This window comes from Saccharothrix sp. NRRL B-16314, assembly GCF_000716595.1.
Lineage (GTDB): Bacteria > Actinomycetota > Actinomycetes > Mycobacteriales > Pseudonocardiaceae > Actinosynnema.
In genome coordinates this window covers 455,653-475,846 of sequence record NZ_JNXC01000003.1, presented here as the reverse complement: position 1 = coordinate 475,846, position 20,194 = coordinate 455,653, and the positions used below count along the sequence as shown (strand labels likewise).

16 protein-coding genes are annotated in these 20,194 nt (G+C 71.4%); 6 read left to right on the top strand and 10 right to left on the bottom strand.

Annotation, left to right across the window (positions count from 1 at the left end):
- Window positions 1–48 precede the first annotated feature (48 nt).
- Together OQ02_RS09330 and OQ02_RS09325 are read right to left on the bottom strand one after the other, a co-directional pair.
- Complete coding sequence (locus OQ02_RS09330) at window positions 49–1,878, bottom strand: sigma-70 family RNA polymerase sigma factor (RefSeq protein WP_033437830.1); 1,830 nt, start codon at window positions 1,876–1,878, stop codon at window positions 49–51.
- Window positions 1,879–1,945: 67 nt separating this feature from the next.
- Window positions 1,946–2,566 carry a LysE family translocator gene (locus tag OQ02_RS09325; protein WP_231499923.1) on the bottom strand — a complete coding sequence of 207 codons (621 nt, stop codon included), beginning with the start codon at window positions 2,564–2,566 and terminating at the stop codon, window positions 1,946–1,948.
- Window positions 2,567–2,607: 41 nt separating this feature from the next.
- Between OQ02_RS09325 and OQ02_RS09320 the strand changes: the two genes are divergently transcribed.
- Together OQ02_RS09320 and OQ02_RS09315 are read left to right on the top strand one after the other, a co-directional pair.
- Window positions 2,608–3,114: an Lrp/AsnC family transcriptional regulator gene (locus tag OQ02_RS09320; protein ID WP_033437829.1), complete on the top strand. Its 507-nt coding sequence runs from the start codon at window positions 2,608–2,610 to the stop codon at window positions 3,112–3,114.
- A 24-nt stretch (window positions 3,115–3,138) separates the two neighbouring features.
- On the top strand, window positions 3,139–4,518 hold the full coding sequence (locus tag OQ02_RS09315) for an aminotransferase class V-fold PLP-dependent enzyme (protein WP_033437828.1): 1,380 nt from the start codon (window positions 3,139–3,141) through the stop codon (window positions 4,516–4,518).
- A 56-nt stretch (window positions 4,519–4,574) separates the two neighbouring features.
- Here the strand turns inward: OQ02_RS09315 and tesB are convergent, their stop codons facing one another.
- A complete protein-coding gene (tesB, locus tag OQ02_RS09310) occupies window positions 4,575–5,498 on the bottom strand; it encodes an acyl-CoA thioesterase II (protein ID WP_033437827.1) in 924 nt (307 codons plus the stop codon).
- An 8-nt stretch (window positions 5,499–5,506) separates the two neighbouring features.
- Window positions 5,507–6,931: a pyruvate kinase gene (pyk, locus tag OQ02_RS09305; RefSeq protein WP_033437826.1), complete on the bottom strand. Its 1,425-nt coding sequence runs from the start codon at window positions 6,929–6,931 to the stop codon at window positions 5,507–5,509.
- Window positions 6,932–7,013: 82 nt separating this feature from the next.
- Between pyk and OQ02_RS09300 the strand changes: the two genes are divergently transcribed.
- Window positions 7,014–7,370 (top strand): VanZ family protein, encoded by a 357-nt coding sequence (locus tag OQ02_RS09300; protein WP_051772066.1) that lies wholly within the window; start codon window positions 7,014–7,016, stop codon window positions 7,368–7,370.
- Here the strand turns inward: OQ02_RS09300 and OQ02_RS09295 are convergent.
- Window positions 7,348–8,001: a DUF2461 domain-containing protein gene (locus tag OQ02_RS09295; RefSeq protein WP_033437825.1), complete on the bottom strand. Its 654-nt coding sequence runs from the start codon at window positions 7,999–8,001 to the stop codon at window positions 7,348–7,350. The genes OQ02_RS09300 and OQ02_RS09295 overlap by 23 nt on opposite strands.
- A 93-nt stretch (window positions 8,002–8,094) precedes the next feature.
- On the opposite strand from OQ02_RS09295, the gene OQ02_RS40815 reads away from it, so the two are divergent.
- The gene (locus tag OQ02_RS40815) at window positions 8,095–10,047 is read left to right on the top strand and encodes a helicase-associated domain-containing protein (protein ID WP_051772065.1); all 1,953 of its coding nucleotides are present in this window, start codon (window positions 8,095–8,097) and stop codon (window positions 10,045–10,047) included.
- A 106-nt stretch (window positions 10,048–10,153) separates the two neighbouring features.
- Here OQ02_RS40815 and OQ02_RS09285 read toward each other — a convergent pair whose 3' ends face one another.
- From OQ02_RS09285 to OQ02_RS09275, 3 genes are all read right to left on the bottom strand, one after another.
- On the bottom strand, window positions 10,154–10,531 hold the full coding sequence (locus tag OQ02_RS09285; RefSeq protein ID WP_156076932.1) for a carboxypeptidase-like regulatory domain-containing protein: 378 nt from the start codon (window positions 10,529–10,531) through the stop codon (window positions 10,154–10,156).
- An 80-nt stretch (window positions 10,532–10,611) separates the two neighbouring features.
- Window positions 10,612–11,547, bottom strand: coding sequence for a trypsin-like serine protease (locus tag OQ02_RS09280; RefSeq protein WP_051772064.1), 936 nt, complete (start codon window positions 11,545–11,547; stop codon window positions 10,612–10,614).
- A gap of 238 nt (window positions 11,548–11,785) precedes the next feature.
- Window positions 11,786–12,340 carry a hypothetical protein gene (locus OQ02_RS09275; RefSeq protein ID WP_156076931.1) on the bottom strand — a complete coding sequence of 185 codons (555 nt, stop codon included), beginning with the start codon at window positions 12,338–12,340 and terminating at the stop codon, window positions 11,786–11,788.
- 415 nt (window positions 12,341–12,755) lie between these two features.
- Between OQ02_RS09275 and OQ02_RS09270 the strand changes: the two genes are divergently transcribed.
- The gene (locus tag OQ02_RS09270) at window positions 12,756–13,055 is read left to right on the top strand and encodes a hypothetical protein (RefSeq protein ID WP_033437822.1); all 300 of its coding nucleotides are present in this window, start codon (window positions 12,756–12,758) and stop codon (window positions 13,053–13,055) included.
- Window positions 13,056–13,356: 301 nt separating this feature from the next.
- A complete protein-coding gene (locus OQ02_RS09265; RefSeq protein ID WP_033437821.1) occupies window positions 13,357–14,043 on the top strand; it encodes a HEAT repeat domain-containing protein in 687 nt (228 codons plus the stop codon).
- A gap of 63 nt (window positions 14,044–14,106) precedes the next feature.
- Here the strand turns inward: OQ02_RS09265 and OQ02_RS09260 are convergent, their stop codons facing one another.
- Window positions 14,107–15,612, bottom strand: a complete 1,506-nt coding sequence (locus OQ02_RS09260) for a glutamate synthase subunit beta (protein WP_033437820.1) — start codon at window positions 15,610–15,612, stop codon at window positions 14,107–14,109.
- Window positions 15,605–20,143 (bottom strand): glutamate synthase large subunit, encoded by a 4,539-nt coding sequence (gltB, locus tag OQ02_RS09255; RefSeq protein WP_033437819.1) that lies wholly within the window; start codon window positions 20,141–20,143, stop codon window positions 15,605–15,607. The genes OQ02_RS09260 and gltB overlap by 8 nt, the downstream gene beginning before the upstream one ends.
- Window positions 20,144–20,194: the final 51 nt, after the last annotated feature.

Sequence of the window (20,194 nt, the reverse complement as noted above, 5' to 3'; positions counted from 1 at the left end):
GGGTTCCGCGGAGCGCCCGCCACCGCACGACCGGTGGCGGGCGCTCACCTAACCGGTGGCGCGATAGGCCTCGCCGGCCCGGTTCGGCACACCGCCGGGCAGGTACAGCCCCGTGCCCGGCTTGTCCGCGGGAAGCGCGAACCACGCGTAGCGCTCCACATAGGACAGACCCTCCAGCATCCGAGACGACGCGCCCGCGAACTCGGCCAGCTCCTGCTCGCCCGGATACCGCACCCCACCGCCGGAGAAGTCCATCAGCGAGTACTCGGTCAGCCAGATCGGCAGGTCGTAGCGCGCTCGAACGGCGTCCAGGTAGTTCTTCAGGTGACCCACAGCAGCCGGGCCGAAGTCCGAGCCGTACCAGTGCAGCGTGATGAAGTCGACCCGGAGCCCGCGTTCCCGCGCGCCGGCCATGAACCGGTCGAGCCAGCCACCGGCCTTGTCACCGCTGTGCGCGACGGCCGGGCTGCCCAGCCGCATCCCCGTCGCCTGCAGCTGCGGCCACAGGTCCAGCGCCTGGTCCACGGTCATGTTCGACTGCTCGGGCAGGTCGGGTTCGTTGAAGCCGAGCAGCGTGGTGCCCTGGCCCTTGACCGCTGCCAGGTTCCCGGGCGTCATGGTCTTCGCGCCCCAGATCATCGGCACGTACTCCACGCCGGGAGCCTGCACGTCCTCCCTCGTGGGCGCCCAGTTGTAGAACCAACCCGCGCCGACTTCCGACAGCGCCCGCGTCACGCCGTCGAAGTGCCAGGTGCTGACGCCCTTCTTGATCGACCTGGTCACCGGCGCGGGTGCCGGAGCAAGAGCCGGTGCCGGCAGTGGTGTCGACGCGGGCGGCTGAGTGGTGGTGGTGGTGGTCGTCGTGGTCTCGACGGTCGTGGGTGCCACGGCAGTGGTCGTCGTGGTCACGCTGATCGGCGCGGCGACCGGCACCGGCTGCCGTTCCACCGGCAACAGCACCACCGCGCCCGCCACCGCAGCCACGGCCGCCGCCGCGATCAACGGCTTGGTCACGGCGTGCGCCCAGACCCCCTTCTTCACCACGGCCACCACGGGCTCGGCTACCACGGGCTCGGTCACCACGGGCTCGGCCACCACGTGCTCCACGGCTTCCGCGCCGAGCAGGTCGAACCCCGCCGGCAGCGGCACGAGCGGGATCCGGGACAGCAGCCCGTCCACCGCCGCCAAGTCGTCGAACCCGCGCGCGCACCGGGCGCACTCCCGCGCGTGCCGCACGATCCGCTTGCGCCACAACGCGCTCGGCTGACCGTCCCAGTCCCCCATCACCACCGCCAGCTCACCGCACCGCGGCATGGCGAGCACCCGCACGACCACCCGCGCCGCGTCGAGCTGCGCCTTCATCCGCTGCACCCGCACGGCCGCGTGCTGCGGCGTCAGGTCGAGCGCGGACGCCAGCTCGGCCCGCGTGATCCGGCCGACCTGCTCCATCCACCACAGGGACAGCAGCTCGCGGTCGTCGTCGCCGATCCAGCGGGTGGCCGCCACGACCTCGCGGCGCTGGCCGGTGAGCTGGAGCCGGGTGATGGCCAGGTCGGCGAAGTCCGCGCCCGGATCGGCGATGTCGACGGGTTCCGCGTCGGCGAGCGGCAACCGGCTGCGGTGGTGCTCGCGCACCTGGTTCAGCGCGATGGCCAGCAGCCACGACCGGAACGCCTCGGGTTCACGCAGCTTCGGCAGCCCGTTCAACGCCCGGAGCATGGTCTCCTGGACCACGTCGTCCGTGTCGGGGTGCCCGGACAGGGCGTGCCCCACCACGTTGTAGACCAGCGGCAGGTAGGCCGCCACCAGCGCGTCCAACGCGCCCGGCTCACCCCGCCGCGCCGCCGTCACCGCCTCGGCGTCCCCTGGCGTGCGCATACCGCTCCTCTCGGCCGAATCGGCTCTACCCACCGGAGACGGTCGGACGGCGACACGATAACGAGAATTACGCGGCGAGCACCGAAGCGGCCATCCCGATCAACGCGGTGCCGCACAGCCGCTCGAACACCGGCCGCACCTTCGGCCGTGCCAGCAGCACCGCCAACCGGCCCGCCAGCGGCACCACCACGGCCCAGAAGCACGCGAACACGCCCACCGCGACCGCCGACAGCAACGCCGCCTGCGGCAGGGGCGGTGCGGCCGGGTCCATCGCCTGCGGGACGAGGCTGAGGAACGTCAGCATCACCTTCGGGTTGAGCAGGTCGCACAGCACACCGCGCAGGAACAGCGAGCGGTCCGACTTCGGCGCCCTGGTGATCGGCCCACCGGCCCGCGCCGCCCGCAACGTCATCACGCCCAGGTACGCCAGGTACAGCGCGCCCACCGCCTTGACCGCGAGCAACGCCGCCGGCACCGCCGCGACCAGCGCCGACACCCCCACGGTTGCCAGGCCGGCGTGCACCAGCAGCCCGGTCACCACGCCCGCCGCCGTCACCGCGCCGTACCGCACGCCGCGCACCGCGTGCCCGGTGATCAGCACGAAGTCGGGGCCGGGCACGACGGTGACGACGACGAGCGCGAGCAGGAAGGAGGTCCAGGCGATGTGCACGCCCGAATCCTCGGTCACACGTTCGGGCGTATTCCACCTGACGGTTACAGTGTTCGGTTGTGAACGAGACAGCCGAACTGGATTCGGTCGACTGGCTGATCCTGGAGGCGTTGCAGAACGACGCGACGCTGCCGAACCGGACCCTCGCGGAGCAGGTGGGCATCGCGCCGTCCACGTGCCTGCAACGGGTGCGCAGGCTGCGCGAACTCGGCGTGATCACCGGCTTCCACGCCGTGGTCGACCCGCGCACCACCGGGCTGCCGCTGGAGGCCGTGATCTCGGTGAACGTCCGGCCGCACACGAGGCCGGTGGTGGCGGGGTTCCGGCGGTTCGTGATGGCGCAGCCGGAGACGCGGTCGCTGTTCCACGTCAGCGGGCAGGCGGACTTCCTGGTGCACATCGCGGTGGCGGACAGCACGCACCTGCAGGCGTTCCTGATGGACAAGATCGCGTCGCGCACGGAGGTGCGGAACCTGACCAGCTCGGTGGTCCTGGAACGCGTCGAGACGCGCGCCCTCACCCCGCCGAACGACCGGCGCCCCACCCACCGCAGGCGGCGCGTCTAGCCCCGCCGTCTAGATTTCCGCGGTATGGACCCTGACGAGTTCCGCCGGATCGGTCACGAGGTGGTCGACTGGATCGCCGACTACCGCGCGCGGATCGAGGACTTCCCGGTCCGGTCGCAGGTCGAGCCGGGTTGGGTGCGAGGACAGCTGGGCGCGCTGCCCGAACGGGGCGAGGGGTTCGACGCCCTGCTCGCCGACCTGGACCGCGTGGTGCTGCCCGGTGTCACGCACTGGCAGCACCCCGGGTTCTACGCGTACTTCCCGGCGAACGCGTCCCTGCCGTCGGTGCTGGGCGACCTGCTCTCGTCGGGGCTGGGCGTGCAGGGCATGTTGTGGTCCACCTCGCCCGCCGCCACCGAGGTCGAGCAGCACCTCATGGACGAGCTGGTGGGCGCGATGGGCCTGCCCCGGCGGTTCCTCGGCGGCGGCGTCATCCAGGACACCGCGTCGTCGGCCGCCCTGGTCGCGCTCCTCGCCGCGCTGCACCGGACGTCCGGCGGCAAGTGGCGGCAGACCGGCGTGGACGGCAGCGAGACGGTGTACGTGTCGTCGCAGACCCACTCGTCCGTCGAGCGCGCCGCCCGCATGGCCGGGCTCGGCGAGCAGGCCGTCCGGTCGATCGAGGTCGACGGCGCGCTGGCCATGCGGGTGGACGACCTGGCGTCGCGGATCAGGTCCGACGTCGCGGCGGGCCGCAAACCGGTCATGGTGTGCGCGACGATCGGCACCACGGGCACGGGCGCGGTGGACCCGGTGCGCGAGATCGCCTCGCTGTGCGCCGAGCACGGGATCTGGTTGCACGTGGACGCGGCGTGGGCCGGCCCGGCGGCGCTGTGCCCGGAGTTCCGGCACCTGTTCGACGGCCTGGACCTCGCCGACTCGTTCACGGCGAACGCGCACAAGTGGATGCTGACGGCGTTCGACCTGACCCTGTTCTGGACCGCCCACCCGGACGTGCTGGTGGACGCGCTGACGATCCTCCCGGAGTACCTCCGCAACACCGCGACGGAGTCGGGCGCGGTGGTCGACTACCGGGACTGGCAGATCCCGCTGGGTCGGCGCTTCCGGGCGCTGAAGCTGTGGTCGGTGCTGCGCTGGTACGGCCTGGAGGGCGTGCGCGCGCACCTGCGCGGCCACGTCGCGCTGGCGGAACTCCTCGAATCGTGGGTGGCGGCGGACGACAACTGGACCCTCGTCGCCCCGCGCTCGCTGTCCCTGCTCACCATCGCCCACCGGGACGGCGACGAACCCACCCGTGCCGCGATGGACCGCGTCAACGCGGCCGGCGAAGCGTTCATCACCCACACCACGGTCGACGGCCGCTTCGCGATCCGCATCGCCATCGGCGCCGAGTCCACCGAAGAACGCCACGTCCGCGCGCTGTGGGACGCCCTGACCGCTTAGCGGCGGAGCAGCGCGTCGAGGTCGAAGACAACCGACTGCGCGGCGTAGCCGATCGACTACAGGACCCGGAGCAGTCCCTCTTGCACCACGGTAGCCACCAGGTGACCGTCCTGGCTGTAGAAGCGGCCGGTGGCGAGGCCTCGGGCGCCTGAAGCGGACGGCGACGCGCAGTCGTAGAGGAACCACTCGTCCGCGCGGAAACGGCGGTGGAACCACATGGCGTGGTCGAGGCTGGCGCCCAGCACCTTGTCGGTGCCCCAGTACACGCCGTGACGGACCAGCACCGAGTCGAGCAACGTCATGTCCGACGCGTACGCGAGCACGCACACGTGCAGCATGTCGTCGTCCGGCAGCTTGCCGTCCGCCCGCATCCACACCTGGCTGCGCGCCTCCGCCGGCCCGCCCTCGCGCGCCCGCCACGGCGGCTCCGTCACGTACCGGATGTCGATCGGCCGGGGCAGCCGCGCCATGCCGATCTTCTCCAGGTACCCGGTCGCCGACTCGGCGTACGTGGGCAGCGTGGTCGCCGGCGGCACGTCGGGCATCGGTTCCTGGTGGTCCAGGCCCGGCTCGTCCAGCTGGAACGACGCCGACAGCGTGAAGATCGCCTTGCCGTGCTGGACCGCCACCACGCGGCGGGTGGTGAAGGACCGTCCATCCCGGACGCGGTCCACCTCGTACACGATCGGCACGCTCGGGTCTCCGCCGCGGATGAAGTACGAGTGCAGCGAGTGCACCCGGCGTTCCGGTGGGACGGTCCGACCGGCGGCGACCAGGGCCTGACCCGCGACCTGCCCGCCGAACACCCGCACGGGCGATTCGGCGGGCGACACCCCGCGGAAGATGTTCTCCTCGATGCGCTCCAGGTCGAGCAGCGCGACGAGGCGGTCGAGCACGGGCTGCCCGTGCGGCACGCCGTCGGTGTCCAGTGGAACGTCCGAGAACTCGGCGGACGCCGCGGCGCGGGCAGCCTCGGTCACGTCAACTCCTAAGCGTGGTCGTCCTCCCCCAGGCGGTGCACCCGGATGAGGTTCGTCGAGCCGATGGTGCCAGGCGGCGAGCCTGCCACGACCACGACGAGGTCGCCGGGCTGGTACCGGCCGATGTCGATCATCGACAGGTCCACCTGGCGGACCATCTCGTCCGTCGAGTCCACCTTAGGCACGATGAACGTCTCGGTGCCCCAGGTGAGAGAAAGCTGACTGCGCACGCTCGGCTCCGGCGTGAACGCCAGCAGCGGCAACGGCGTGTGCAGGCGGGCGAGCCGCCGCACCGTGTCACCGGACTGGGTGAAGGCGACCAGCGCCTTCGCGTTCAGCCGCTCGCCGATGTCCCGCGCCGCGTACGAGATCACGCCGCGCTTGGTGCGCGGGACGTGCGTCAGCGGCGGGACCACGGTGGACTCGGTCTCGACGGCCTCGATGATGCGGCCCATCGTCTTGACCGACTCGATGGCGTACCGGCCGACCGACGTCTCACCGGACAGCATCAGCGCGTCCGCGCCGTCGAGCACCGCGTTCGCGACGTCCGACGTCTCGGCGCGGGTCGGCCGGGAGTTGGTGATCATCGAGTCGAGCATCTGGGTCGCCACGATGACGGGCTTGGCGTTCTCGCGGGCGATCTGGATGGCCCGCTTCTGCACCAGCGGCACGTGCTCCAGCGGCAGCTCGACGCCCAGGTCGCCGCGGGCGACCATGACGCCGTCGAAGGCGAGGACGATCGCTTCGAGGTTGTCGACCGCCTCCGGCTTCTCGATCTTGGCGATCACCGGCTTGCGGCCGTGGCCCACGCGGTCCATGACCTGGTGGACCAGGTCGATGTCCGCGGGCGAGCGCACGAACGAGAGGGCGATGAAGTCCACGCCCAGGTTGAGGGCGAACTCCAGGTCTTCGATGTCCTTCTCGGACATGGCCGGCACGGACACGTCCATGCCGGGCAGCGAGAGGCCCTTGTTGTTGCTGACCGGGCCACCCTCGGTGACCTCGCAGACCACGTCCGGTCCGTCGACCTCGGTGACGACGAGGCCCACCTTGCCGTCGTCCACCAGCAGCCGGTCGCCGACCTTGGCGTCCTGCGCCAGCTGCTTGTAGGTGGTGGAGACGCGGTCGTGGGTGCCCTCGACCTCCTCCACCGTCACCCGGACGATGTCACCGGTGCGCCACTCGACCGGGCCGTGGGCGAACCGGCCCAGGCGGATCTTGGGTCCTTGCAGGTCGGCCAGGATGCCCACCGCGCGGCCCGAGGCGTCGGCCGCGGCGCGGACGAGCTCGTAGACCTGCTTGTGGTCGGCATGGCTGCCGTGGCTGAAGTTCATCCGGGCAACGTCCATACCGGCCGCCACCAACTCGTTGACCTTGTCCTCGGTCGCGGTGGCGGGGCCCATCGTACAGACGATCTTCGCGCGTCGACTCACGTCTCAGGAGAGTAGTCGCTGTCACTGGACCGATCAGGATGTACCGGGGGGTAACGTCCGCGAAACCGGCAGAATCTGCCCGGTGGGCGTCAGAATCCTTCCGTTCGTGGTCGCTGCGTCGCTGAGCGTCATCGTGTTGTTCACCCCCGCGTCAGGTGTGCCGACGGCTCCGCCCGGCACCGACAAGGTGGTGCACTTCCTGCTGTTCGCGCTGCTCACGGCCACCGGCCGGTACGGGAGGCTGCCGCGCGGACCACTGGTCGGCGCGCTGATCGGTTACGCCGCGGTCTCGGAAGTGTTGCAGTGGCTCATCACCGCGCTGGGTCGCGGCGGCGACGTCCTGGACGGACTGGTGGATGTGGCCGGCATCGCATTCGGCTACCTGCTCACGAGGCGGTGGACGGCGGGACCGCCCGTCAGCGGAAGCCGACCTCGGTGAGCCCGATGTGGTCGGCGCACCAGTCGACGAACGGGGTCACCTCGCGCCATGCGTCACGGACCCGGTCGAGGCACCCCGGCTCGTGCAGCACGTCGTCCGGCGGCCACACCTTCGCCACGTAGAGGCGCTTGTGCTTGAGCAGCTCGATCCGGGGGTGCTCGGGGTCGAAGCCGCGCGGCGCCCGCTTCAGCTTGTCGCCGCGCAGCTCCCAGCCGGTGCGGGTGAGCCCGGCGATCAGCTTCTCCAGCGCACGCCCGCGCACGTCGTCCGTCACGGATTCGCGGTAGCGGGCGATCTGGTCGGACGCCATGGCGAACGACCCGCCGGCCACGAACAGGCCCTCGGTGCCGAGCTGGACGTAGTGCGCCCCGCCGCCGCGACCCAGCTCGACCACGCCGCCGCAGTGGTCCTTGTAAGGGGTCTTGTCCTTGCTGAACCGCACGTCGCGATAGGGCCGGAAGACCTTGCCCCGGCCGAACTCGGGTTCCAGCGCGGCGAGGAGCGCCTCCATGGGCGCGCGGACGTCACCCTGGTAGACGTGCTTGTGGTCCTCCCAGTACGCCTTCGAGTTGTCGACCTGGAGGCCGTCGTAGAAGTCGATGGCGTGTTCGCCAAAGCCGGTGAATTCCACGGCGCCAAGCTTACGTTCGTCCGTTGGTGGCTCATTCGAACGCCCTATCGCAATGCATGACCGATCTGTCACGTTCTGTGCATAATCGGCCGGGTGGGTAGGAAAGCGGCGCTGGCCGGCTGGTTGCGGGGGCTCGACGCACAGGACATCCGGGACCTGTTGGCGCTGCGCGGGGACGCCGCGGACAGCCGGCCGCACTCGCTGCGCGCGCTGGCGGACGAGCTGGCCACGGCGGCGTCGTTGCGGTCCGCCGTCGACGGGTTGGACCAGGCGTGCCGTGACGTGCTGGACACCGCCCTGAGGATGGGCGACGAGACCTGCGCGGACGCGCTGGCGGAACGGTTGCGCTGCAACGGGAAGGCCTCGCGGGCGGAGCTGAAGCGGACGTTGGGCGAGTTGCGCTCCCGTGCGTTGCTGTGGTCGGCGGGCGGGAAGCTGGTCAGCTCGCCGGGTCTGCGGCTGCTGGAGGACGAGCCGCCGCGCCGGATCACGCCCGCGCCGCGGACGCCGCGCCGCGCGGCCCAGCACCGGGGTTTCGCCGACCGGGCCGCGATCGCGCCCGCGACGTCCACTGTGGATGGCGTGACGCGGCTGGTCGAGCTGTGTGACGTCGAGCAGGTGGCGTGCCGGACCGGGGTCGGGCTGCGGGAGCTGCGGCGGATCGCGGGCGTGCTGCGGACCGAGGAGGTCCGGGCCCGGCTGTGGGTGGAGCTGGCGCTGGAGACGCGGTTGCTGGCGGTGGACGACGGCCGGTTGGCGCCGACCGTCGGCTCGGACGCGTGGCGGGACGAGTCGCCCGCGGGCCGGCTGTCCACGCTGGCCGACGCGTGGCCGCGGATGGCGTGGACGCCGGGGAAGCAGCGGGCGGCGACGGCGGAACCGTCCTCGACCGAGTTCGGCGACCGGACGCGGCGGGGCGTGCTGGAGTGGTACGCGCGGCTGGGTGAGGACGAGGCGTACGAGCACCGGCACGAGGTGGTGGCGGAGCTGGTGTGGACGCGGCCCGCAGTGCACGGCCGGGCGGCGACCGAGGCGGCGCTGGTGGAGGCCGAGTCGCTGGGCCTGGTGGCACTGGGCGCGTCGACGGCGCTGGGCCGGGCGGTGCTGGCGGGTGCCACGGCGGAGGTGGCCGACCGGTTCGTGCCGCCCGCCGCGACGACCGCGCACCTGCGGCCCGACCTGACCGCGGTGGTCGCCGGGTTGCCGTCCCGCGGGCTGAGCGGGGTGCTGGACCAGGCGGCGGACTGCGCGACGGGCGGGTGGCGGTTCAGCGGGGCGAGCGTGCGGCGGGCGTTGGACGCGGGGCACGAGCCGGACGCGTTGCTGGCGCGGTTGGCGTCGGTGGCGGAGCACGGCGTGCCGCCGACGCTGGAGCACCTGGTGCGGGAGGTCGCGCGGCAGCACGGGCGGATCACGGTGACGCCGGTGGCGTGCTGCGTGCGCACCGAGGATCCCGTGCTGTTGCGGGAGATCGCCGGGCACCGGCTGTTAGCGCAGCTGTCGCTGCAGCACCTGGGGCCGACGGTGCTGGCGTCCTCGCTGCCGGTCGCCGAGACGTTGGCGCTGCTGCGCGCGGCCGGTTACGCGCCGACGACGTCGACCCCGGACGGCATCGCGGTGGTGGAGCGGGTGGCCCGCCGCAGGGTCGAGCCGCCGCCCCCGCGCGTGACCGAGGACGCGTGGCGGATGCCGTTGACGGGGCAGGAGCTGACGAAGCTGGCGATGGCGCTGGTCGAGCGGGAGCGTCCACGGCCGAGGTTCGTGGTGCACGCGGCGGACCCGCAGCGGATCGGGACGGTGCGGCTGCTGCGGGACCAGTCGCTGGTGCTGCGGGATTCGGAGGTCGTGCTGCTGGCGGAGGCGCTGGCGAGCCGGACGTCGGTGGAGATCGCCGTGGCGAACGGGCCGCGCAGCACGGTGAAGCACGTGATCACGCCCGTGGACCACGCGGCGGGCAACCTGAAGGCCAACTGCGCCCCGCGCGGCGAGCACCGCGAGTTCCTGGTGAGTCGCATCCGGTCGGTGCGCGCGGTGACCGGGGTCTGACCGCGTGGTGATCGCGTGGTGATCGCGGTCCGGTCGTCTTCCGGCGCGACCACGAGGTGAGCCCCGACCGCGGTCCGCGTGTCGGGGCTCTCGTCGGCGGGTGCGGTCAGGGCAGGTGGAGTTCCACCTGTTCGGTCGCACCGGCTGCCGCGGTGACCTCGGACGGAGGCCCGGTCCGGTCGTCCTTCGTGGCGGTGAACTCGTAGCGTCCCGCGTTCAGGTGCCATTCGTAACGGCCGTCCGGTCCGGACAGGACCGCCAGTTCCGGCACGGGCAGCGGTGGTGAGTCGAGCGACTTCGGTTGCACCAGGGCTCCGTCGACGGGACGGCCGCTGCCGTCCACGACCACGCCGGTGACGGTGGCCTGGGTGTTCGTCAGGGTTGGCGGCGGGTCCTGGTCGGACGTGGCGGATTCCCGACCGCACGCCCCGAGCACCAGCATGCCGATCAGCAGGACCGCTCGCATGCGGAGTGGACGTCGCACGATCTGCTCCTCTCGGTCACTTCGAGGACGGAACGGTCGGGGTCCGCGGTTGCCTGACCGGCAGGCGCCGGCGCCGAACCTCAGCGCCAGCCGATGACCAGGTTGAACCGGCTCTCTGTGATGCGAGGCCCGCTGTTGTGCGTGCCCGATCCGACACCGTAAGCGTGGAACGCGAGGGAGCACCGGCCGGAGCACCCGGACGACCCGTCCGCGCGCACCGTGTGCACCGAGCTGCCGCTGTTGCCGCCGACCGTGTCGTTGTCGTAGTACAGGCGCAGGGAGTTGCTCGCGCGGACCTGGTCGGAGTGGATCCACTGCTGCTGGGACTTGTCGCCGGGGTAGCCCTGGATCGTGGTGGACGTGCCGTTGAGCGACGCGGTGGTCCAGTACGCGCCGTACCAACCGGTGGTGTTGCCGATGGAGCAGTTGAGGCTCGCGCCGCCGTAGTCGGCGTCCGGGCTGCCGTCGACGGTCCAGCCGGTGTTGGACCGCAGGGTCGCCGCGGTGCAGGAGCCGTACGGGTAGGTGGTCCCGTTGGCGCCGGGGTAGAACCTGAGCTGGCCGGTGTACCAGCCGGTGCTCTGGTTGAACACGCAGTGCCCGGCCGTGAGCACGAGGCTCGCGCCGAACATCCAGCCGGTGCAGTGCAGCCGCTCGACACCGCTCACAGTGCGGGTGATGAGCACCGTGGCGCGGGCCGGGAAGCTTGTCGTCGGGTCGACCCGGACGCGGCCGTCCGCGCCGATGATCGACTGGGTGCCGAAGTCGTCGCCGGTGGGCGAGGAGTAGCCCTCGATCCGATGCCCGGCGGGCACGCGCTGTGCCCCGTACGCGGTCACGTCGCTCGGCACGCCGGTGCCCTCGTAGCTGGACACGCCCCGCGTCCCCCGCAGCGGCGTGGCCGACGTCGTCACGCCTTCGGTGTCGCTCGCGCCGAGTTCCACACCCTTCGACGCGCCCGCGGACACCGGCGACACCAGCCCGAGGGTCGCCAGCAACGCGCTCGCGAGCACCACGCCGACACGTCTCGAAGATCTTTGCATGTTCACCGCGAATACCTTTCGCCTGAGACGGGACTCTTCCTCGCTCAAGTCGCGGGAAACGTCGATCCGATACAAGAAAGGCCGAAGTTCGGCCACTCGCCGACTCGAATGCGGCCACCGGCCCACCACCTGCCACCCGATGGTCGCACAATGCCGCCAGGCCAAGCGGCGTGGAAATTCCGGCGGTCGATCTCCACCGGGCCCGCTGATCTCACAGGCGAATTTCGGATGCCGGCAAGTCGTGCAACCCGGTGAGGAAGTCCGGCAACGTCGCCGCCACCACCCGCACGCGGGAATCGTGGTTGTCGTACACACCCGTGCGATCGACCGCACTCGGCGGCAGCCCGTACACGGGCGCACCATCGGGCAGCCCGAGCGCGAAGTGCGACCCGCCCCCGTCCGAACCGAAGCTCACCACGTCGATGCTCTCGACTCCTTCGATCCGGACCGGAAGTCGGCCGTCACGCCCGTCGACGGCGACTCGCGCCATCGCAACGAAGTAGCCGATGCTGACATCCGGCAGCGACACCTCCGCCACGTGCCGGTAGAACTGGACGAGAGGAGCCGGCAACTGCTCCACCCCGCCCGAGAGTGGTCCGGACACGGGCGTGACCCCATTCCCGCCCGGCGGGTACCCGAAATTCTTTTCGAAGCCGGAGACGAACCGGGCCGCGAGGTCGTTCATCGACGTCAGCCAACGCCCGTAGTCGAAGGCAGTCACGAACGGCACCTTACTGACGAGACAACCGGGAAGAAACCCTTTCATTATCGTTCACCGGCACTCGATCCCGTACTGCCGGAACGCGTCTTCGCCCAGCTGCGCCCCTGTCGGTGACTCGACTCGGGTGCGCACCCGCAATCGCAACACCACCGGGGTCGAATGACCGAGAAGGCCGCCCCGACGTCGTTGTCGGGACGGCCTCGGTCGACACCGGCGGGTCGACCCCCAAGCTGGTGGGTGAGGGCGTCCAGCTGGCCGACGCCAGGGGCAAGGCCGAGCTGGTGATCCCGCCGGTGCTGACCTGGGACTCGGCGGGCACGGAGGACACCCCGCCCGGTCGCACCGGCGGCGTCTACGGGCTGGAGCACGTCGGCGGTTCCCGCTGGGTGCTGACGGTCTCGGTGGACGAGGCCCGGCTGCGGGACGAGAAGCGGGTGTACCCGGTCAGCACAACCAGACGGTGTGGCGGACCCTGTTCAAGTTCGACTACCCGCAGATGTTCGGCCGCACCGTGGTCGGCGCCCGGTTCGACGTGAAGAACAACCGCACGCTGGCGCCGGTCGACAAGATCTACGGAGCGAACCTCTACCACGGGACCGCGTTCCAGTTCGACGGCCTCGGCCGGCACCTGGCGAGCACGCTGGTGGGGCTGGTGGGCAGCTTCAGCGACCCGCGGCTGACCCAGTCCCTGAGGGAGAAGGTCGACGTGCGGGACCCGCACGCCTGGACCTACAAGGTCCGCGACGCGACGCGACGATGACGATCGACACCGGCACGGCGCCAAGGCCGGGCTGGGTCGCGGCAAGAGCTTCGTGCAGAGGACGTATCAGAAGGTCTACCTCAGCAATCGGGTCATACGCTGCAAGCAGGACATGAACGCCATCAGCATGGCGATCGGGACCTCGAGCCCCGTGGCAGATGAGGCTGGTGTTCGCGGCAGGCGGGTGTTTGACAGGTTTGTTGGGCCGACGGTGAGGACTCCGGTGACGATGTCCGGCGATGCAGCTCTCGCGGCGGTGGTGGACGTGGATTCGCCGAATCGGCGTGACCACATCCGATTTTTGATTGACAGTGAGGAGCAAGGTCTCGACGACAAAGTCCTGGCCCTGATCAAGGGCCGCCCGGTCGCGGTGGCGTCCGTGCTGTGTCGCGTCCTGGCCGAGCGGAACCCGGACCGGGATCCCTCGTACGCGTTCGACGCCATCGCGGGGCCCCGGCCCGAGATCCCCGACAAGGTCGACAAGTGGGTACGCGGCCAGGCCTACCGCAACCCGCTGGGCCTGGCGTACGGGATACCCCGGCTGCGACGGGCTTCGCCGGTCGAGCACTACCGCGACGACCTCACGAGCTGGTCGGCGACCCGCCGGTTCAACGCGGTGCTGGCGCTCGGGGACACGGCGGCCCCGGCTGCGGTGCCGCTCGTCGTGGAGGCGTTGCGAGACCGGAACTGGCGGGTTCGCACGGAGGCCGCCGTAGCGGTCCGCCGGCTGGTCAGGGACGGTGCCGTCGCACCGGAAGCGGTGGAGTCGGTGGCCGACGCGCTGGCCACCTGCCTCGCGGACCGCAAGCCGAAGGTCGTGGAGCACGCGGCGGCGGCGTTGTCGACGTCCCTGCTGCGCGACCGGTTGGTGGAGGTGCGCCGCTCATCCGAGCTGAAACCGGCGAGCGCCGCAGTGGTCGACGCGGCACTCGGAGGCAAGATGCCCGCACTGCAACCCACCTGGGTGGGTGATGTGGAAGGCGGCTAGCGAACGCCCGATGCGAAGGCCGCCCCGACGTCGTTGTCGGGGCGGCCTGGGCGATCCAGCGGATCACACCACGGCGAGCGGGAGCATGTTGGGGATCACCGGGGACGGCAGGTCGGACGAGCCGGTCAGGTAGCGGTCCACCGCGTTGGCCACCGAACGGCCCTCGGCGATCGCCCACACGACCAGGGACGCGCCCCGGTGGGCATCACCGCAGACGAACACGCCGGGCGACTGCGTCTGCCAGTCGGAGCCGCACGAGATCGTGCCGCGCGAGGTGAGCTGGATCCCCAGCCCGTCCAGCAGCGGCATGTGCTCGACGCCCTCGAAGCCGATGGCCAGCAGCACCAGGTCCGCCGGCAGCACCTCGACCTCCTCGGATGTCGGCACCACCTGGCGCCGGCCGGTGGCGTCCTTCTCCACCCGCACCTTGCGCAGCTGGATCTGCCGCACGTGCCCGTCCTCGTCGCCGACGAACTTCTCCACCGCGACCGCGAACTTCCGCTCCCCTGCCTCCTCGTGCGCCGGGTAGGTGCGGAGGATCCACGGCCACAGCGGCCAGGGCGAGCGCGCGTCGTCCCGAGTGGACGGTGGCATCGGGTACTGGTCGAGCTGCAGCACCGAGGCCGCGCCCTGGCGGGACGCCGTGCCGTAGCAGTCGGCGCCGGTGTCGCCGCCGCCGATGATCACGACGTGCTTGCCGGCCGCGTCGATCGCGGGCGGGCCGTCGCCCTCGCACGCGCGGTTCGCGGGCACCAGGTGCTCCATGGCCAGGTGGATGCCCTGCAATGAGCGCCCCGGCGTGGTCGTGTCGTCACGGCCGCGCAGAGCGCCCACCGCGAGCACGACGGCGTCGAACTGCGCCCGCAGCTCCTCCACCGTCAGGTCCACCCCGACCTCGCAGCCGGTGACGAACTTCGTGCCCTCCTTGCGGAGCTGCGCGAGCCGCCGGTCGAGGACCTTCTTCTCCATCTTGAACTCGGGGATGCCGTACCGGAGCAGCCCGCCGAGCCGGTCGTCCCGCTCGAACACGGTGACCTCGTGCCCGGCCCGCGTCAGCTGCTGCGCCGCCGCCAGCCCGGCCGGGCCGGAGCCGACGACCGCCACCCGCTTGCCCGACACCACCTGCGCCTGCGCGGGCCGCACGTGGCCCTGCTCCCACGACACGTCGGCGATGGTCTCCTCGACCCGCTTGATCGCGACCGCGCCGCCCGAGTCGTTGCTGATCGCAAGCACGCACGCCGCCTCGCACGGCGCGGGGCACAGCTTCCCGGTGAACTCGGGGAAGTTGTTCGTCGCGTGCAACCGGTCCGACGCCAGGCCCCAGTCGCCCGTGCGGACCAGGTCGTTCCACTCCGGGATCAGGTTGCCCAGCGGGCAGCCGGCCGACCCCGAGTGGCAGAACGGGATGCCGCAGTCCATGCACCGCGAGGCCTGCGTGCGCACCTCCGCGTCACGCTGCTCCGCCGGGACGTCGCGGTACACCTCGTTCCAGTCGGACAGCCGTTCGGCGGCGGGCCGCTTCTTCGGCTCGGCACGGGTGTGCTTGAGGAAACCGTACGGGTCAGCCACGGGAGGCCTCCATGATCGCCTGGTCGACGTCCCTGCCTTCCGCGCGGGCGAGCCTCATCGCTTCGAGCACGCGCTGGTAGTCACCGGGCATGACCTTGGTGAACGACGCGGAACGCCGGGGCCAGTCGCCGAGCAGCGAGGCGGCCACCGCCGAACCGGTGAGCTGGTGGTGGCGCTCCACCACTTCGCGCAGCCAGCGCAGGTCTTCCGCGCCGGGCCGCTGCAACTCGACCATGGCGGCGTTGACGGCCGCCGGGTCGAGGTCGAGCACGTACGCCACGCCGCCGGACATGCCCGCGGCGAGGTTGCGGCCGGTCGGTCCGAGCACCACTGCCCGGCCACCGGTCATGTACTCGAACGCGTGGTCGCCGACGCCCTCGGCGACGGCCAGCGCACCCGAGTTCCGCACGCAGAACCGCTCGCCCACCCGGCCGCGCAGGAAGATCTCGCCGGACGTGGCGCCGTAGCCGATCACGTTGCCCGCGATGACCTGCTGCTCGGCCGCGAACGGCGCGTCCGGGTGCGGTCGGACCACGATCCGACCACCGGACAGGCCCTTGCCGACGTAGTCGTTGGCGTCGCCGATCATCTCCAGCGTGACGCCGCGCGGCACGAACGCGCCGAGCGACTGGCCGGCCGACCCGGTGAACGTCACGTGGATCGTGTCGTCGGGCAGGCCGTCACCGCCGAACCGGCGCGTCACCTCGGCGCCGAGGAGCGTGCCGACGGTGCGGTTGACGTTGCGCAGCGGCAGTTCCAGCCGCACCGGGCGGGCGTCCTCCAGCGCGGCGTCGGCGAGCTGGATCAGCGTGCGGTCCAACGCCTGCGCCAACCCGTGGTCCTGGTCGCGGACCTTGCGCTTGGCCGTGCGGTACGGGGTCTCGGGCACCTCGAACACCGGCGACAGGTCGAGCCCGGCCGCCTTCCAGTGCTCGACGGCCTCGTCGGTCTTCAGCAGCTCGGCGTGGCCGACGGCCTCGTCGATGGTGCGGAAACCCAGGGACGCCAGCAGTTCCCGGACCTCCTGGGCGACGAACTCGAAGAACGCCACCACGTGGTCCGCCTGCCCGGTGTACCGCTTGCGCAGCTCCGGGTTCTGCGTCGCCACGCCCACCGGGCAGGTGTCCAGGTGGCAGACGCGCATCATGATGCAGCCCGCGACGATCAGCGGCGCGGTGGCGAAACCGAACTCCTCCGCGCCGAGCAGCGCGGCCACCACCACGTCGCGGCCGGTGCGCAGCGCGCCGTCCACCTGCACCGTGATCCGGTCGCGCAAACCGTTGAGCAGCAACGTCTGCTGGGTCTCGGCGAGGCCGATCTCCCACGGCGTGCCCGCGTGCTTGAGCGAGTTCAGCGGTGACGCGCCGGTGCCGCCGTCGTGGCCGGAGATCAGCACCACGTCCGCGTGCGCCTTCGCCACGCCCGCCGCGACCGTGCCGACGCCGACCTCGCTGACCAGCTTCACGTGCACGCGGGCCTGCTCGTTGGCGTTCTTCAGGTCGTGGATCAGCTGCGCCAGGTCTTCGATCGAGTAGATGTCGTGGTGCGGCGGCGGGGAGATGAGGCCGACCCCGGGCGTGGAGTGCCGCGTCCGCGCGATCCACGGGTACACCTTGTAGCCGGGCAGCTGGCCGCCCTCGCCGGGCTTCGCGCCCTGCGCCATCTTGATCTGGATGTCGCTGGCGTTGACCAGGTACTCGCTGGTGACGCCGAACCGGCCGGACGCGACCTGCTTGACCGCGCTGCGCCGCTCCGGGTCGTACAGGCGCTCCCGGTCCTCGCCGCCCTCACCGCTGTTGGACCGGCCGCCCAGCCGGTTCATCGCGATGGCCAGCGTCTCGTGCGCCTCCGCCGAGATCGACCCGTACGACATGGCGCCGGTGTTGAACCGCTTGACGATCGAGGAGACCGGCTCGACCTCGTCGATCGGGATGGGCGTGCGGCCCTCGGTCTGGAACGCGAACAGCCCGCGCAGCGTGCCGCCCGTCCGGGACAGCCGCTCGACTTCGTCGGTGTAGCGGCGGTACACGTCCTGCTTGCCGGTCTTGGTGGCGTGCTGGAGCAGGAACACCGTCTCGGGCGTGAACAGGTGCAGCTCGCCCTCGCGGCGGTAGGCGTACTCGCCGCCCACCTCGAGCCGGCGGTGCGCGCGGTCGGTCGGGTTGTCCGGGTGGGCGCGGCGGTGGCGCAGCGCCACCTCCTCCGCCAGCACGTCCAGGCCCGCGCCGCCGAGCTTCGACACCGTGCCGGTGAAGTACTCGTCCAGCAGGTCCGAGGACAGGCCGACGGCCTCGAACACCTGCGCCGCCGTGTACGCGCCGACGGTCGAGATGCCCATCTTGGACATGATCTTCAACGTGCCCTTGACCAGCGCCGTCACGTAGTTCCGGACGGCCTTGCGCGCCTCGATGCCGGTGACCGCGCCGGTGCTGATCATGTCTTCGATCGTCTCGAACGCCAGGTACGGGTTCACCGCGGCGGCGCCGTAGCTCAGCAGCGCGGCGATGTGGTGCACCTCGCGGGCGTCACCGGTCTCCACGACCAGCGCCACGCGCAGCCGCTCCTTGGTGCGCACCAGGTGGTGGTGCACCGCGGAGACGAGCAGCAGCGACGGGATCGGCGCCATCCGGTGGTCCGAGTCGCGGTCCGACAGCACCAGCGTGCGCGCGCCGTTCGCGATCGCCTCGGACGCCTCGCGGCGCACCCGTTCGACCGCCGCCGCCAGCGCCTCGCCCCCGCCGTCCACTTCGTACAGTCCACTGAGGACCGTGCAGGCGAAGCCGGGCAGGTCGCCGTCGTCGTTGATGTGGATGAGCTTGGCCAGCTCGTCGTTGTCGATCACCGGGTAGGTCAGCTTGACGTGCCGGCAGCTGACCGGGCCGGGCTCCAGCAGGTTCTGCTCCGGGCCCATCACCCGGGACACGCTGGTGACGATCTCCTCGCGGATCGCGTCCAGCGGCGGGTTCGTGACCTGGGCGAAGTTCTGCACGAAGTAGTCGTAGAGCAGGCGGGAGCGCTGCGACAGCGCCGCCACCGGCGTGTCCGTGCCCATCGAGCCCAGTGGCTCCGCGCCCGCCGTGGACATCGGGCCGAGCAGGACCCGCAGCTCTTCCTCGGTGTAGCCGAACGTCAGCTGACGCCGCACCACGGACTCGTGGGTCTGCACCACGTGCTCGCGGTCGGCCAGGTCGGCCAGGTCCAACAGGCCCGCGTGCAGCCACTCGTCGTACGGCTTCTCCTCGGCCAGCGCGGCCTTGACCTCGTCGTCGTCGACCAGGCGGCCCGCGACCGTGTCGACCAGGAACATCTTCCCCGGCTGGAGGCGGCCCTTGGCCACGACCTGCTCCGGCGGGACGTCCAGCACACCGGTCTCGGACGCCAGCACGACGCGGCCGTCGGCGGTCTGCCACCAGCGGGCCGGGCGCAGGCCGTTGCGGTCGAGCACCGCGCCGACCAGCGAGCCGTCGGTGAACGTGACGCAGGCCGGACCGTCCCACGGCTCCATCAGGCTGGCGTGGAACTCGTAGAACGCGCGGCGCTTCGGGTCCATCGAGGTGTGGTTCTCCCACGCCTCCGGGATCATCATCAGCACGGCGTGCGGCAGGCTCCGGCCGCCCAGGTGCAGCAGCTCCAGCACCTCGTCGAAGCTCGCCGAGTCGGAGCCCTCCGGGTGGCAGATCGGGAACAGCCGGGCCAGGTCGCCGGGGATGAGGTCGGACGCGAGCAGCGCCTCCCGTGCCCGCATCCGGTTCCGGTTGCCGCGCACGGTGTTGATCTCGCCGTTGTGGGCGACGTACCGGAACGGGTGCGCCAGCGGCCACGACGGGAACGTGTTCGTGGAGAACCGGGAGTGGACCAGGGCGATGGCGCTGGCCAGCCGCTCGTCGCGCAGGTCGGGGAAGAACGCGGGCAGCTGGCCCGTGGTCAGCATGCCCTTGTAGACGATCGTCCGGGCCGACAGCGACGGGAAGTACGTGCCGACGTCCGCCGCCGCGGTCTCGTGCTCCACCCGCTTGCGCAGGGCGAACGTGAGGCGGTCCAGGTCGACGCCGTGGCGGCCGGCCTCACCGGTGAGCAGCAGCATCGCGAAGTGCGGCATCACCGAGCGGGCGGTCGGCCCGACACCCGCGTGGTCCGGGTCGGTCGGCACGTCGCGCCAGCCGAGGACGGCCAGGCCCTCTTCGGCGGCGATCCGCTCGGTCAGCTCGACCGCCTTCGCGCGGTCGCCCTCGTCGGCGGGCAGGAACGCGATGCCCGCCGCGTACGCGCCCGGCTCGGGCAGGTCGAAGTCCAGCACGTCCCGCAGGAACGCGTCCGGCAGCTGGAGCAGGATGCCGGCGCCGTCACCGCTGGTCGGCTCGGCGCCCGCGGCGCCTCGGTGTTCGAGGTTGGCCAGCGCGGTGAGCGCGTCGACGACGATGTCGTGCGAGCGCCGGCCCTTGATGTCGGCGACCATCGCCACACCGCAAGCGTCACGTTCCGCGGTGGGGTCGTAGAGCCCCTGCGGGGACGGGATGGCGGAGAAGATCACTGCGCAGACCTCCTTCGTCGTCCTTGGTGAAAGAACGAGTCCTCGTGTCCA